Source organism: Halobacillus aidingensis (assembly GCF_900104185.1).
In the GTDB taxonomy this organism is placed as follows: domain Bacteria; phylum Bacillota; class Bacilli; order Bacillales; family Halobacillaceae; genus Halobacillus; species Halobacillus aidingensis.
Genome location: NZ_FNIZ01000012.1, coordinates 57730 through 72284 on the forward strand (window position 1 = coordinate 57730; position 14555 = coordinate 72284).

The following is a 14555-nucleotide window of genomic DNA, read 5'->3' on the forward strand; positions in this document are numbered from 1 at the left end:
TGTATCTCTCCCTTTATTCGAAGTGTTCCTTTATAAAGTTTGGCGCGTCACCTTCATCGAAACTTAGGACCTCGTAAGGTTCAGGGTCGTTTTTATCGAAATAAAAAGCTACAAGATAAGCTCCCTCTTCTTTATTTGCTTTTCCTTCGAAGAGCGTTTCGATTTGCGCATTGTTTGTAACTTCAAGAGGTTCAATGTCATCTCCTCTTAATCGTTCAAAGACAAATCGAGGTCTGCTATATCGATCGTCTAGACTTTGAGGCCAGCTGTAGACTTCAGCACGCTGTACGTCTTCGGCCTGGGTCATCACTTGTTCGTACATGCCCTCTTCTTTCAACCACTCCATCGTATTTTCATAGGATGGGTAAAGGCGAACATAATATGGATTCTCACGTGTACCATTCACGGTAAAGGTAACCCCTGTATCCAATCCTTTTGGTGTAACCATTTCGTCATATGAAAGTTGTTCAAGGTCCTGTTTTAACACTTCCATAAATGCAGAGATTTTCTCCGGATCGTATAAATCCTTTCCGACCTGACCTGAATAAGGGTGCATCAACAATTGATTAATTTCAGAAACATCCAATGCAAGCACAGGATATTGAATACTTTTGTATTCTTGTGTTTCATAAACAGATTTCTTCTCATCCCTCACTTTTTTTTCATCTATACGATACTGGCGATAGATCTCACTTCCGTCCTCCATTTGATAGACAAAGAAGAAATAATCTTCCCCTTTCTTTAAAGGGTTACTCACATTGATTAGCTTCTCATGAAGGTTTATCGCAGATTGGATTGCCGCTTCAGAAGTAATGTAAGGAACTTTCATATCGTGATCAGCAAGTTGTTGATATTCCCAATACCCACTACTGATATAGACCTTTTCTACTTCATTCTGTTCAGGGACATAGGATTCGTAACTCTGCCAAAGGAGTGGAATAGCCGCAATTATAACACCAGCAGCCACACCATAACCCAGCCACCCCTTTAAGTTTTTCAAGTTGAAAACTCTCCAAGTTTTTTCTAGAAGCATAGAAGCTGCAGCAAAACCGAACGTTCCTCCAATGACATAACCCGTGATCATCCAACTATAAGTATTTTGGGCAACACTGAAATACATACCTCCAAATAAAGCGAAGCAGAAGGTTACCCCCAGTTTGAAAACCGGGTTCAGGGCGTTTACCGCTAACGCACGGCCTGCCGCTTCCAGAGGACGTTTTTTATACAGCCACACGGAAGCCACGTAAAAGAGAATGGCTATGCCCCCATAAATGAATAGGGATAGAACCTCTACAGGGACACTTACCTCCTCCGGACCATAGCTCCGATATTCCAAAAGGTCTACCAGTGGTGAGAAATACTGAACGGAACGGTCCAACACCATGTCACCTGAATATCCCTTGATATAAGAGGTTAGGTGAAAAGCAATCAACCCATATAACCCCACAGGTAAAAATAGTAGAATGAAAGTCAAAACTCCTTGCACAGCGGATATTCCGGTTAAAGTTCCGACAAAAACGCCTGCCGCAAAAATAAGAAGGGTCATCGTCGTAAACAGCCACAGCCAGTAACTAGCATTTGCCAAAGTATAGTACTCTGTGACATCCGTTACTCCAGCCGTAATAACGAGAACCAAATAGTTCAATAAAATCGGCAAGATTAATAGAATCATGCCTGAGAGAATATGGTGGTGAAACAGTTTCCCTCTCTTCATAGGAAAACTGTGAGCAAAATCTGAAGCTCCTTTGACATGCAGGTAACGGAATAAAAACACCGCCATCAGCACAGGCATCACAATTAATAATAGGGACTGAAGCTCATAAGCAAATATACCGCCAAATAACCCACGATCATCTGTGATACGAGGTTCATCTCTACCGAATTCCATGAATAATTGCATCGGTACAATGAAGAACAATCCTAAAAAGTAAACGATACTGACCCATCCGACATTTCGGAAATCCTGCTTGATGATCTCTTTATTAAACGAGGATGTTTTCGAACGCATACCCGACACCTCCCATTTCATAAATAAAGATCTCCTCAAGCGTAAGTGGAAGCCTGTCATATACGAGAGGCCGGTGATCTTTGATTTCAGCTGATATGTCAGCTTCACTTCCGCGGACAATCAGCAGCCAGACACTGCCACGCTTTTCTTTGTGAAGAATATCCAGATTCGCTTCCTCCGGCTGAAAGGAATCGTCATTGAAAGCGACCTGGATTTTATGAACATCGGCTTTTAAATCATCCAAATCACGTTCAAGAAGGATTTCCCCTTTATGTAGGATTCCGACATGATCACAGATGTCTTCGACTTCCCTCAAGTTATGGGAAGAAATTAATACCGTCATCTCCCGTTCAGCCACATCCTGAATGATCAAGTTCCGGACTTTCTGCCTCATAACAGCATCGAGTCCATCGAATGGCTCATCAAGAATCAAAACATCAGGCATAGCCGACATCGCCAACCAAAAGGCGACCTGACGCTGCATCCCTTTGGAAAACTGACTGATTTTCTTTTTTTCATCCAGCTGGAAGACTTTCTTTAATTTTTCATATCGTTCTTCGTTCCAACTGTCGTACATAGACCGGTTATAATCGGCCATTTGACGGGTGGTGTATTGGGGAAGAAAGTAAAGACTGTCGGGGATGAAGACCATCCTCTGTTTAACGGATTCGTTCTCAAACACGTCATCCTCCAAAATATGAACCTGGCCATTATTCTGTTTGAGAATACCCGTTAGAATTCTCATTAATGTTGTTTTCCCTGCACCATTAGAACCAAGAAGACCATAGATGGATCCTTTATTCACACGAAAAGAAACGTCATTCAAAATCTTGGTTCGATCAAACGATTTGCTGACCGTATTGACTTCAATCATCCTGCTGCCCCCCTTCAACTTCACGGAGAAGAGCTGCGATCTCTTCTGAAGTCATCCCTAAATAAATCGCTTCCGCAAACAGCTTCTTCAACTCTTCTCTCACTTTTTTCAACTCCTCTTCATTGTCGACTTTTCCAGAAGGATGCACGAAGCTGCCCTTCCCCTTCAACGAGTAGATATACCCTTGCGACTCTAACTCCCGATATGCTTTCTGAATCGTATTCGGATTGATTGTCAACTGTTGGGCAAGTTCCCTCACAGAAGGTAGTTTTTCATCTTCCTTCAGAACGTCATTAATAATCAGTTGCTTCAGCTTTTCCACGAGCTGCTCGTAAATCGGCTTTCGGCTCCTGACGTCCAACTCAAACATCCAGCCACCTCCAACGGTGTGTTCTATCTGTATTAACTGTATTATTACTTCTAGTACAGTAGTATATAGGAGGATCTTCCATTTGAGAAGCCCTTTTTTTATTTTTTCCAAAGAATCTCAAATTCTGCCTTGGGAAACATGACTCTTTCATGAAGAAAACGATGAGTGAATAGAATGGAAAGGATGACCTACAAAAAAGGGTGATGAACGTGAAGAACTATGCTGAACAAGCGAATTTTGAGCATCTGTTCTGGTTACAGATTCTAGGAGACCACGCACGTTTTATACGGGATTCTTTGTACGCCTCCGAAGAGGAAAATTTAAATCAAGCACGGAAATATGTCACACAATGGGATGATCTTTTAAGGAAAGTACGTGAGGGTAACATTCAGGACATGGTCGACTTTTCAAAGAAAGTTGGTGAAAAAGCCCGAAAGTTTCACAAATTTAAACTCCACTTGATCGAGCGTTCCCTGTTTGGAAAAGTAAAGATCCATTTGAGCCCGACCTTCCTCAACCATATGGTCAATGAAGTAGAAGAATATTTGCTTGTGCTTGGTTTTTTAGGAAAAGGGGATGTACCTCCGTTATTTCATGAGCTGCACCACCATATGCTGTGGTTGATGGATGCTTCAGGGCATGCTGGAGCCATTCATGATGAAATGGATGCGGTGGAAAAGAGACTCAAAGAAAAAAGTGATACGTTCCGGAAACATTTCGATCAGTTTTACATAAAAGCCGTCGAAATGAAAGGATACCTCAGAACGAATCAGCACTCCTTCCCTGCCCTGAAACGGTTCAACGATGAAGTCGATTTAGAAATGAAGATTTTCCGGACGTTCTTGAAAGAATTAGAGGAAATGGAAATGAATGAAGTCGTACTCGGCACATTCTCCACCCTCATGGCTGACCATATGGCAAGGGAAGAATGCTACTACCTTTACAAATTGGCAGAAACCACAAATGGCGAATATCCCGCCTGCGACCCCACCAAACCACGGGTGGAGTGAATTACCAAATAATGTATGACCTGGTACACCAGTAAATGTAAAAAAGCCGCAGGGCCTTTGCTAAAGGTCCTGCGGCTTTTTTCATTTGGGTAGGTGGTCGTTGGGGAGTGGGAAGAAGTCCCGGATGTAGCTGTAGTCTCCGGCCATCCGTCCGACAGGTTTCAGTTTGTGCGGATTCACTTTGTCTGTTTCTTCGTAAACGTCATCTTGAATGTGGTATCCTACCAACTTTCCTAAAACCAGATTCCCTTCACCGATTTCGATGACCCGATCGAGCTCACATTCCATGTGAACGGGTGACTGTTTCACCCTTGGCACGGAAACGAAATCGCCTTCTTCAAATTCTGTCCCCGCCATCTCAAATTCATCGACATTAGAGTCATATTCTTTACTGCTTTCATGCATCTGGTTAGCCAGAGGTTCCGAAACGACATTGATAATGAACTGTTTTGTCTCTCTTATGTTTTTCAGTGTATCTTTATCTTTGTCCACACTTCCTACAGAAAAACAAAGCGTAATCGGACTCATGGAGGCTACCGTAAAAAAACTGAACGGAGCCAAATTGCGGATGCCATCCTGACTTACTGTCGAAACCCAGGCAATCGGACGCGGCACCACCGCTCCTTTAATTAACTTGCTCATGGAATGGTTTTGAAAATTCTCTTCGCTAATAATCACATGACCCCTCCTCTATCTTTCTTCTAGTGTACGTCTTTTTCCCTTAAGTCTCACCTTCTTCATTTCAAAATTGATGGGTTTAACATTATACGAAAAGGGAATATATGGGTATCTTACAGTTTGTCGAAAGGGGATCTTTCATTGGGAGATTTATGGAATAGTATTAAAGAGGGGATCACAACGATTTCCGACTTTTTATGGACGTATCCATTAGCGATTATTTTAATTCTGGGTGGAATCTTCCTCACCATCCGAATAAAGTTTTTCCAATTCCGCTTTTTTGGACATGTCCTCCACCAAACCATCGGACAAATTTTCAAGAAAACAAAAAAGAAAGGAACCATCACCCCATTCCAGGCTTTCACTTCAGCTTTAGCTTCTACAGCAGGGGCAACAAATATCGTCGGTGTGCCTATCGCGATCTCTTTAGGTGGACCAGGTGCTTTGTTTTGGATGTGGCTTGTCGCTTTAATCGGAATGGCTACAAAGTACAGTGAAATATTATTAGGCATGAAATACAGGGAAAAGAACGACAAAAACATTTGGGTCGGCGGGCCTCAATATTACATAAAAAAGGCCCTTGGATGGAAATGGGTCTCAACAGCCTTCGCCTTTTTCCTAATGATTGAATTAATCCCAAGTACGATGGTGCAATCAAACTCCATCGCTACCCAAACAGAGGGGGCCTTCGGATGGCCGGTTGAAATTACAGGGATGGTCATGTGTGCGGCAATCGCCATCGTTGTTTTCGGTGGAATCAAGCGAATTGCCAAGGTCACAGATAAGATGGTACCAGGCATGGTGCTCATTTATCTAGCTGTCTGTTTTTACGTTATTTTTGCCAATATCGATCAAATCCCTAACGTATTCGGGTTGATCTTCACCCATGCTTTCACACCAATTTCGGCAACTGGAGGGTTTGCCGGGGCAGCCGTCGCTCAAGCGTTACGCTGGGGGATTGCACGTGGTCTCTACTCAAACGAAGCGGGGCTTGGAACAGCATCGATTGCCCATGCAGCAGCAAAAACTGACCACCCGTCCCGCCAAGCGTTATGGGGAATCTTCAGTGTTTTCGTAGATACAATTGTCATTTGTACTGTATCCGGTTTGACCGTCCTCGTGACGGGTGCTTGGCAGGAAGTAGGTGGAAGTGATGCATCGAATATGATTAACGTTGCCATCGGTTCCGAATTCGGGGATGCGTTCGGAGGCAGTTTCATCACGGTATTTTTACTCTTTTTTGTCATTACGACCATCGGTGTCCTCGTCTTTTATGGTGAAAAACAAGCGGAGTACCTCTTTGGTTTACGGGCGGCCAAAATCATGCGTATTGTCTACATCGTTGCCGTATTCGTAGGAGCGATTGGAGGACTTCAATTCGTCTGGCAGTTCCTCGACTTGATTTTAGCCTTCGTCCTGCTCACAAACATCATTCCTTTACTGTTTTTGCACAAGGAAATCGCTGCGTTAACGGATGACTATGTAAACCGTGTGTACAAAAAACGGACGAAGAAAAGGAAAGTCCAGCTGTTTGATGAAGAAGAAGATGCGAGTTAAACCGATAGCATTAGAAGAGGAGATTCCTGTCTAGGAATCTCCTTTTCCTTTTTCCCATTTCCCCTCTTTGACCAATTGTTCCTTAAGTACATGGAATAGATTGTCATGAACGCGTGCGTATGGAGCACCATTGGCCTTCGTGCGTTCTGTGTGTTTTGAGGAATGCTCAATGGTTGTTACATGATGGGGCTTTTTTCCTTCTTTCACATTCAATACATAAACTTGGATTGTATGTTCATCCCTCTGATGAATGTTCATTTCCATACCATAAATCATTTGATTGCTCATAGCTCTCTCCTTTGCTTATGTAGACATGCTCCTTTATGAGTACGATACTCCGTAAAAAAAGTTACAAAAAAAGCACCTGCATGAGGTGCTTTTCAAAATTTATTATCTCAAGAAAACGTGGTCGCCAATGACTGTGGTCACTTCTTTACTGCTCAAATAGTCACTTTGAGCTTTATCAGGGTTATAGAAAAATAGAGACTCGCGGTCATACCCTTGATAAGCAATGGCTTCATTGACCGCACGTTTGGACTCAGCGCTTGCCGCCTGATTAATCGTACCATTCAGAACAGGAGAGAACTGAATGCCGTCATAGATTACGCCTTTCAAGGAATCTGGGAAAAGGTCACTATCTACACGATTCAAAACAACCGTAGCCACCGCAACTTTACCCGCGTAGCTTTCACCCTTAGCCTCTGCTTCTACTAGACGGGCGAGTAAATCTTTTTCAGATTCATTAAGAGCAACAGGAAGCTGCAACTGCTCCCCAGGGTGGATTTCTGCATTGGACTTATTGTTCATCGCCTGCAATTGCTGGGCAGAAACGCCATGTTCCATAGCAATTTTATAAATAGAATCGCCCTTTTGGACGGTGTGAGTATTGGCATGTGCAAAACTTTCGACAGGGAAGGAGAAAGCAAGCAAACTAACTGCAGCTATTCCTGTCAGCAAGAATTTTTTGAACATTTAAAATCTACCTCCTTATCTGGTTCTCTAATAAAGTAACATAGGAGGAATGAGAGATTCATTATTAATTCTTTCCATCGTTTCCATGGAAATCTCTTAACAAAAAAAGAGGCCCCCTAAGGAGCCTCATCGTATTTGTTAGGCTTTCTGCCAGTCTACATTCAAAGTAACGCCCGCTGCTTTCAGTGTTGTGAACACAGGACAGCGCTGGTCTACGGTTTCCCGAAGTTCTTCAATGCGATCCTGGGACTCTGAAGTTTCTACTTCCGCTTTGATGTTCACCGTATCAAAATACGGTTTTACATCTGCCGTTCCCATCAAACCACGCATATCCAAGGTTCCATTAATATCAAAGGAAATGCTCTGAAGATCGAACTTCATTTCCTTCGCCACCATATTCGCAATCACCGTTTCACAGCCTGCGAGCGAACCTAACATGGTCGCAAGTGGATCAGCACCTTCATCTGTCCCGCCCATTTGTTTCGGCTCATCAATCGTCAATGAATGCTTACCAGCTTCGATTTCCGATTTCATCCCTTGGGACTTACTCGTAATTGCTACTTTATGTTCTGACATGTCTGATTCCTCCTTGTTGTGGGTTACAGGGATACTATACACCCTGTTCTTTTTTTACAAACCTTATGTGCTCAACATTGTAATCTGTCTTACATAAAAGGCAGAGTAATTCTATTTCCAGGGAACGTATGCTATCGTCTAAAGGAAGATCAAATAGGGTAAAGTGGTAACAGGACGTCGTTATTATTAGCTGAAGCAGGTGTTTTTTATGCTCGACACACACGCAAGAAAATTCGTTCAACCATCCATAGACCGTACCGCTTCTTATTTGTTGGAAAAAGGACGTACAGCAAACGAAATTACAGTGCTCGCTTTGTTTGTCGGGGTTGGTACAAGTGTACTCTACGTTTTGGGATTTCCTATTTTAGCGGTTGTATTTTTGTGGCTATCCGGATTTTTAGACGCCGTGGATGGGACGATGGCGAGGAATACAAAAACATCGCCCTTCGGAACCGTAATGGACATTACATTCGACCGAGTTGTTGAAATCGGAATGATCGTCGCCATTGCTTATGTCCATCCAGAGGTTTTATGGCCGCTGCTCCTTCTCAGCGTTTCCATCATCGTTTCGATGACGATCTTTTTAGTCGTAGGGGCCGTGTCTGAAAAAGCAGGAATTAAATCCTTTTACTATCAGGCTGGACTTGCGGAGCGTACAGAAGGCTTCGTTCTCTTCAGTGTGATGCTCTTATTTCCTTCATTCCTTTTCTGGTCAACGCTGTTATTCTTTGCTGTGGAATTGTTTACAGGAATCCAGCGCTTCATGGAGGCCAAACGGATATTAAAATAAAACCCACCTCGGCTTATGTAATGACTAAGCCGAGATGGGTTTTTGCTTTTTCTGCATCAATGGATAAGACTTGGTCCTTTTTTAAATAGCCTTCCTTTTTTAAACGACTGATTTCTGCACTTGTTGTTTCCCTCGTCGCCCCGATCATGGTCGCGATGTCCTGGTGGGTCAATTTCATCTCAACGGTCTGCCAACCATAATGACGACGGCCGCTTTTCTCACTGAGCATTAGCAGCAGATAAAGAATTCTTTCCCGTACCTCACCTAGCGCAATCTTCTCACTTCTCCTGTAAAAATCGTTCAACTTGGACGAAAGCAACTGAACGAGACGAAGGGTGATCTTCGGGTACTTTTCCATAAATCGTTCGAACTCCTCCCGACTCATCAAACAAACATATGTATCTGTCATCGCCTCCGCGTACATCTCATAATCCGTCAGGGTCAGCGTAGAGGCTTCACCAAATAGATTCCCGTCTTTCAAAATGTCCAGGGTGAACTGCTTCCCTTCCTGGTTTGTACGATATAATCGGATTTGTCCTTTTTTCAATATATATAAATGCTCAGCCGGATGTTCAGGGGAAAGGATGACTTCGCCCTTCCCTACTTTTTTCATTTCACTGATCGCATCTACATCCATCAGTTCTTCTTTTGTTAACTCTTCAAACAAATTGACTTCGGATAAGAGGGTCTGTTTATCCATCATTCCACCCCTTTCACTACCAACAATATACTTGATTCGAGGGCGCGCACGCAAAGCTAAACGTCCAAAGTCGCCTCTCCTACTCGTTTCACACCACGAATATTCGAGAAGTCTTCGACAAGCTTCAAAAGGGCACGGTCCTTTTCTTTCGCTTCAATCATAAAGTCTACAGGGGTGTCGAGTGCCTTCAATTCTTTAAGGAGAGGACGAATGAAATCCGCATCCACAAAACCGGCGTGACTCCTGTACGCCTTTTCCGACTTTGGCGAAGAGATATGAATCTTCGGTGGGAGACCCAGCCTGTCCCACGTTTTATAAAAGCGCGGCAGAATTTCAGACAGCGGTTCATCTTCCGTGTGATTGGCCATGTAATGATGGTAATCAAACATCATGGGGACCTCCTCTTTTTCGCAGACATCGAGCGTTTCCGTTGTCGTATAGGTTTTATCATCGTTCTCAAGCGTCATCTGCTGTTTAATTGGAGTCGGCAATTTATTTATATTTTCATGAAAACGAGCCACGGCTGCTTTTTTATCCCCATACGCTCCTCCCACATGCAAGTTGATATGAGATTCATTGTGAAGCCCCATCGCTTCAAGCATCGCATAGTGATACTCCATATCTTGTACGGCATTGTCTGTCACATGAGGACGGTCACTTGTAAAAAGCGTGAATTGGTTCGGGTGAAAACTCGTACGCATATGATGCGCCCGTACCAGCTCGCCAATTTCCTCGAAAAGATGACGAAAAGGCGTGATATAATCCCACTCCACCTCATCATGTGTTGCAAGCGGAATGATCGATGAAGAAAAGCGGTACAAATGGATTTCCCTCGCAATGTTGTAGTGGATGATCCGACGAGTGCGCTGCAAGTTCATTTCCGCAATTTTGTGAAGCTGCTTTATGGCTGCTTCATGGCCTAATTTTTTATAACGTGCAAATGTCATCGTTTTAGCCGGGGTCGCTTCCCATAAATTGAGCGCATGCGATACGTAACCGAACCGGATGATCATACAAAAGCTCCTTTACCGAAAAAATTGATACCTTTATGTTCCCCAGATTTGGTGGGAATAACATAGGAGTCGGTTTGTGGAGTTCTGCGTGGCTCTCTTACGCTATCCTACGAGCATTCCTCGTCTTCTCGCGTGCGTTCCTCACTTCTTGCGTGCGTATCTCACTTCTTGCGTGCGTTCCTCACTTCTCGCGTGCGTTCCTCGCTTCTCGCGTGCGTATCTCACTTCTTGCGTGCGTTCCTCACTTCTCGCGTGCGTTCCTCGCTTCTCGCGTGCGTATCTCACTTCTTGCGTGCGTATCTCACTTCTTGCGTGCGTTCCTCACTTCAACCACCTGGCAAGAGGTTACATGTGCTATTTCGCTAGAGGAGATACTTGATATATTTCCCACCTCCAGTTGTACTTTTTGCATATGCAGACAGAATCCGATAGACAACATACCTGGAAGTGATCCTTAAAAAATCCTGAGCTTCTTTATTACTAATTATCTTCGATACCAACACAGCATATTCTCTTAATGCTTGTTCATGAGCATCATAAGAATGGTGGTCACAGACCGTGCATATCCATCTTTTTTTCGCTCTTCTCATGAAATACTTTCCACATTCTGGACACCTCACACCTTTCTGCAGATCAAAATAATTCAGGTTGAACCGCTTCATATAATCAGGGACAAGCTCTTGATGAGCATCCGCAAACGCATGCCCAACACGCATCATTTCAATACGAGTCAGAACTTCTTCCTGATAAAACTCATTCTTCCTTTCAATCGCACCAACCAACGATGTGGCACGTATCACTTTTTCATGGATACGAGAGTCAAATGAATCAAATTCGAGGGTACACTTTCGATTTGTAAAAACAACTAGGAAATCCACGGGCACGGTAAGACCCATATGTCGCAGTAACCACTCTTCAAGCAAACCTTTCTGCCGTTCCGCCTGCTCCACAGGGTCCTGAAATCCTTCCAGGTCGCGGCGCATTTCTTTCTTCGAGCGGTGAATGGATATCTGACCTTTCATATTCTTTGCTTCAATAATTAGAATGAACGCAGGAAACAAGATCAAAGTGTCAATTTGGAAAAAGTGATGGCCATCATGAAGGCGGAGGTTGTGAAGAATGGAATGAGGTTCTTTCAAGTAGTCAAGGTGAAAATCAAGGGATTTTTCGCCGTTCCAGCCGGCTTGTTTGGTAGAGAGCATTTCTTCCACTTGGGGGATAACAGGATGGTGAGCTTTGAGGCGTTTCAGCAATATTTCCAGATGATTAATGTCAGGTGGGATAACGCGGGGTTTTATGATCATATATTCGCTCCTTTCTCCTCTATTAAAATTCATCCTCCCCCTTTTGTCCACAAAAAAAGACTGCCAACTAAGGGCAGTCTTCCTCTATTTTATCGTACGTTCATTTCAGATGGTTTCGGGCCTTTACGCTCCCCGCGGTCCAACTTGTTGATGGCAGCCATGTCGTCAGCTGTCAGGTCAAAATCAAACACGTCGAAGTTTTCTTCGATGCGGGATGGCGTGATAGACTTCGGAATAACGACCGTGTCGTTCTGCAGGTGCCAGCGGATGATGACTTGCGCTGGCGTTTTGCTGTGCTTTTCAGCGATGGACTGGATCGTATCGTTTTTCAATACTTCTCCCCCTTGCATCAGCGGGCTCCATGCTTCAAGTAGAATGCCATTGTCGCGGCAGAAGTCTTTCAGCTCGTTTTGTGCCAAGTATGGGTGGCACTCGACCTGGTTGACCGCAGGCTTCACTTCACACTCGTCAAGCAGACGCTGCAGGTGATCGATATCGAAGTTACATACGCCGATCGCTTTGACTTTGCCGTCTTTTTGCAGCTGTTCAAGCGCTTTGTATGTTTCCACGTATTCATCATATTCTGGTGTCGGCCAGTGGATCAAATAAAGGTCCACATAGTCTAACCCAAGTTTATCAAGGCTCGTTTCAAAAGCCTTCAATGTGTTTTCGTATCCTTGGTCTGTGTTCCAGACTTTTGTCGTAATGAACAATTCGTCACGAGCTACACCACTCTGGCGGATCGCTTCACCGACTTGTTTTTCGTTCCCATAAATCGCAGCTGTATCAATCGAACGGTAGCCTGTTTCAATCGCTTTTGTAACGGCTGGAACCGCGTCTTTTTCTTCGACTTGCCAAACACCAAAGCCTAGTTGAGGCATTTCAATGGTGCTATGTAGCGTAACTGTCTTCATTGATCATTCTCCTTTTCTTGTAAAGGTTTTACATGGATAAGTGTAGCACAGCAAGTCCTCACAAGCTTTTATTCTGCTCATAGACAAGAGAAAAACTCCCCGTAGAGGCGGGAAGTCATTTTTCAAAAAGAATGATCCAATTCGATCCTGTGCGTATATTGTAAGCCCTGGCAAACGACCCTTGGTTGATGGCCACCGCTAAATTATCGAGGCTGTTCACATAAACGAGTGGCTCGCCTTTATGAGTATCTGCAAACGAACGGCCGAAAGTCATAGAATTATGATAAACCTCATCTCCATTATGCAAAATGGAAACGTTCAGAGTATCACCATATTCAATGTCCATCTTCTTGAAAAAGTCTCTGGGTATGTTCGTCCAGAGGTTGCCGAAACGGATATCCAGGATGTCAATGATACCCGAGACCGTTGATTCATCGACGGCAGGCTCTTTCACAGAAATCCGTTCAATCGAGTCAGGATCAAGCGCAGGTCCAACTTCTTCAAAAGTGATAACCCCTGCAGCCAAACGCGCCCCGGTATAGGCATATATATCACGTCCGTGAAAAGTATAGGACTCCCCTGACCGTGGCAGACGGTTCACTTTTTCATCAATTTCCCTGACTTCAACGATGCCCTCCGTGCGGGCGATATGGGTCAAGGTTCCATTATCCGGGGTAATGACAAAATGACCGGAACCTGTTTTTACACCAATGCTTTTTCGTGTTGATCCTACTCCAGGGTCGACTACAGATACGAATACTGTCCCCTCAGACCAGTAGGCCATCGTCTGCCACAGCCGGTAGGATCCTTCCCAAATATTGAAAGGTGGGATGTCGTGCGTCAAATCGAAGATCGACAATTGATGATCTACAGAATGCGCCACCCCATGCATGGCACTTACGGCTCCATCACTGATTCCAAAATCTGATTGCAAAACTAACGCTCTCGTCATCATATCCCCCACCTTTTCATTAAATAATGAATATTCTAACATATAAAAAAGGCAAATAGAAAAAGTACCTGCAAGAACTCAAGGTTTCGCTGGTACTTTTGGATAAACCGTAATCATCCGGTACATGTAGTAAACAAAGATCGCCATAAAAATAAGGGCGCTGATGGCGTTCGGTACGGTCAAATATTTTAATAATACGCTCAGAATCAAAGGCAGTGTACAAGCATAGGCGGTCAATTTCCACAGCTGCTGGTACGTAAGCTTCCGCGAAAGAACTTTTCGCATGAGGAGACTTCCGCCGGCAAGAATGGATACTCCGACAAGGATGAGAAAAACGATCAGCAAAGGGTAGAAAACGAGAAACTGTGCAATATACATCCCTCGTGATACCTCTGTCAGGTTCGTCTCTAAATACAATATCGATGTGATCATGTCCGGTAAAAAGAGGAGCAGCAGCAATACGAACAAATAACCGATCGTATGGGTGATGCCTTTCCGGTTTAAGTGGAACATCGCTTCCTTTTTCGGCAAACGCAAGCTGTTGATCAGTGAATCAAAAAACCCCATGGTCTTCCCCTGCCTTATTCAGCGTAAATCGCTAATTCTTCTTCGATTTTTGCACGGATTTTCTGCAATGCTTCTTCGGGTGTTTTTCCAAATACCCGCTGATTATTGACAAGGGCGTACGGACGGAGAGCACACATGCCGCAGAAGGATAGGCATTCACTAATGAGTACCGCCACTTCCGGGTATTCGGATTCAATGATGCTTTCGATATCCATTTCATTGATCAAGTTTCCATCACAAACTTCAACAACGACGATTCCCATGGTGCTT

Annotated in this window: 17 protein-coding genes; 3 read left to right on the plus strand and 14 right to left on the minus strand. The window is 43.9% G+C overall.

All coding sequences use genetic code 11. The annotated features are described in order from the left end of the window. Positions 1–13: 13 nt before the first annotated feature. Genes BLS23_RS12480 through BLS23_RS12490 form a run of 3 tightly spaced genes read right to left on the minus strand, consistent with a single transcriptional unit; the run spans position 14 to position 3252 of the window. Positions 14–2008, minus strand: coding sequence for a DUF6449 domain-containing protein (locus BLS23_RS12480; RefSeq protein ID WP_089652883.1), 1995 nt, complete (start codon positions 2006–2008; stop codon positions 14–16). Next, on the minus strand, positions 1983–2882 hold the full coding sequence (locus BLS23_RS12485) for an ABC transporter ATP-binding protein (protein WP_089652884.1): 900 nt from the start codon (positions 2880–2882) through the stop codon (positions 1983–1985). The genes BLS23_RS12480 and BLS23_RS12485 overlap by 26 nt, the downstream gene beginning before the upstream one ends. Next, positions 2875–3252, minus strand: coding sequence for a GntR family transcriptional regulator (locus BLS23_RS12490; RefSeq protein ID WP_089652885.1), 378 nt, complete (start codon positions 3250–3252; stop codon positions 2875–2877). The genes BLS23_RS12485 and BLS23_RS12490 overlap by 8 nt, the downstream gene beginning before the upstream one ends. 209 nt (positions 3253–3461) lie before the next feature. On the opposite strand from BLS23_RS12490, the gene BLS23_RS12495 reads away from it, so the two are divergent. Then, positions 3462–4262 carry a DUF2935 domain-containing protein gene (locus tag BLS23_RS12495; RefSeq protein ID WP_089652943.1) on the plus strand — a complete coding sequence of 267 codons (801 nt, stop codon included), beginning with the start codon at positions 3462–3464 and terminating at the stop codon, positions 4260–4262. Between the two features lie 81 nt (positions 4263–4343). Here the strand turns inward: BLS23_RS12495 and BLS23_RS12500 are convergent, their stop codons facing one another. After that, entirely contained in the window at positions 4344–4940 is a 597-nt protein-coding gene (locus BLS23_RS12500) for a flavin reductase family protein (protein WP_181898525.1), read from the minus strand. 141 nt (positions 4941–5081) lie between these two features. Between BLS23_RS12500 and BLS23_RS12505 the strand changes: the two genes are divergently transcribed. Continuing rightward, positions 5082–6497 carry an alanine/glycine:cation symporter family protein gene (locus tag BLS23_RS12505; RefSeq protein WP_089652886.1) on the plus strand — a complete coding sequence of 472 codons (1416 nt, stop codon included), beginning with the start codon at positions 5082–5084 and terminating at the stop codon, positions 6495–6497. 30 nt (positions 6498–6527) lie between these two features. On the opposite strand, the gene BLS23_RS12510 is transcribed toward BLS23_RS12505, so the two are convergent. The 3 genes from BLS23_RS12510 to BLS23_RS12520 all read right to left on the minus strand — a co-directional run bounded on the left by BLS23_RS12510 (position 6528) and on the right by BLS23_RS12520 (position 8045). Next, on the minus strand, positions 6528–6785 hold the full coding sequence (locus BLS23_RS12510) for a hypothetical protein (RefSeq protein WP_089652887.1): 258 nt from the start codon (positions 6783–6785) through the stop codon (positions 6528–6530). Positions 6786–6887: 102 nt separating this feature from the next. Beyond that, positions 6888–7469, minus strand: coding sequence for a cell wall hydrolase (locus BLS23_RS12515; protein ID WP_089652888.1), 582 nt, complete (start codon positions 7467–7469; stop codon positions 6888–6890). 138 nt (positions 7470–7607) lie between these two features. Further along, positions 7608–8045: an OsmC family protein gene (locus BLS23_RS12520; RefSeq protein WP_089652889.1), complete on the minus strand. Its 438-nt coding sequence runs from the start codon at positions 8043–8045 to the stop codon at positions 7608–7610. Positions 8046–8253: 208 nt separating this feature from the next. Here BLS23_RS12520 and BLS23_RS12525 point away from each other — a divergent pair, with 208 nt between their 5' ends. Next, positions 8254–8835 (plus strand): CDP-alcohol phosphatidyltransferase family protein, encoded by a 582-nt coding sequence (locus BLS23_RS12525; protein ID WP_089652890.1) that lies wholly within the window; start codon positions 8254–8256, stop codon positions 8833–8835. Between the two features lie 13 nt (positions 8836–8848). Here the strand turns inward: BLS23_RS12525 and BLS23_RS12530 are convergent, their stop codons facing one another. From BLS23_RS12530 to BLS23_RS12560, 7 genes are all read right to left on the minus strand, one after another. Continuing rightward, positions 8849–9535: a Crp/Fnr family transcriptional regulator gene (locus tag BLS23_RS12530; protein ID WP_089652891.1), complete on the minus strand. Its 687-nt coding sequence runs from the start codon at positions 9533–9535 to the stop codon at positions 8849–8851. Between the two features lie 56 nt (positions 9536–9591). Further along, positions 9592–10548, minus strand: coding sequence for a UV DNA damage repair endonuclease UvsE (gene uvsE / locus BLS23_RS12535; RefSeq protein ID WP_089652892.1), 957 nt, complete (start codon positions 10546–10548; stop codon positions 9592–9594). A gap of 362 nt (positions 10549–10910) precedes the next feature. Beyond that, positions 10911–11852, minus strand: coding sequence for a nuclease-related domain-containing protein (locus BLS23_RS12540; RefSeq protein ID WP_167356084.1), 942 nt, complete (start codon positions 11850–11852; stop codon positions 10911–10913). Between the two features lie 89 nt (positions 11853–11941). Then, complete coding sequence (locus BLS23_RS12545; RefSeq protein WP_089652894.1) at positions 11942–12766, minus strand: aldo/keto reductase; 825 nt, start codon at positions 12764–12766, stop codon at positions 11942–11944. A 115-nt stretch (positions 12767–12881) separates the two neighbouring features. Next, positions 12882–13721, minus strand: coding sequence for an SAM hydrolase/SAM-dependent halogenase family protein (locus tag BLS23_RS12550; RefSeq protein WP_208599176.1), 840 nt, complete (start codon positions 13719–13721; stop codon positions 12882–12884). Between the two features lie 75 nt (positions 13722–13796). Further along, positions 13797–14285 carry a DUF1189 family protein gene (locus BLS23_RS12555; RefSeq protein ID WP_089652896.1) on the minus strand — a complete coding sequence of 163 codons (489 nt, stop codon included), beginning with the start codon at positions 14283–14285 and terminating at the stop codon, positions 13797–13799. Between the two features lie 14 nt (positions 14286–14299). Further along, entirely contained in the window at positions 14300–14548 is a 249-nt protein-coding gene (locus BLS23_RS12560) for a YuzB family protein (RefSeq protein WP_089652897.1), read from the minus strand. Between the last annotated feature and the right edge of the window lie 7 nt (positions 14549–14555).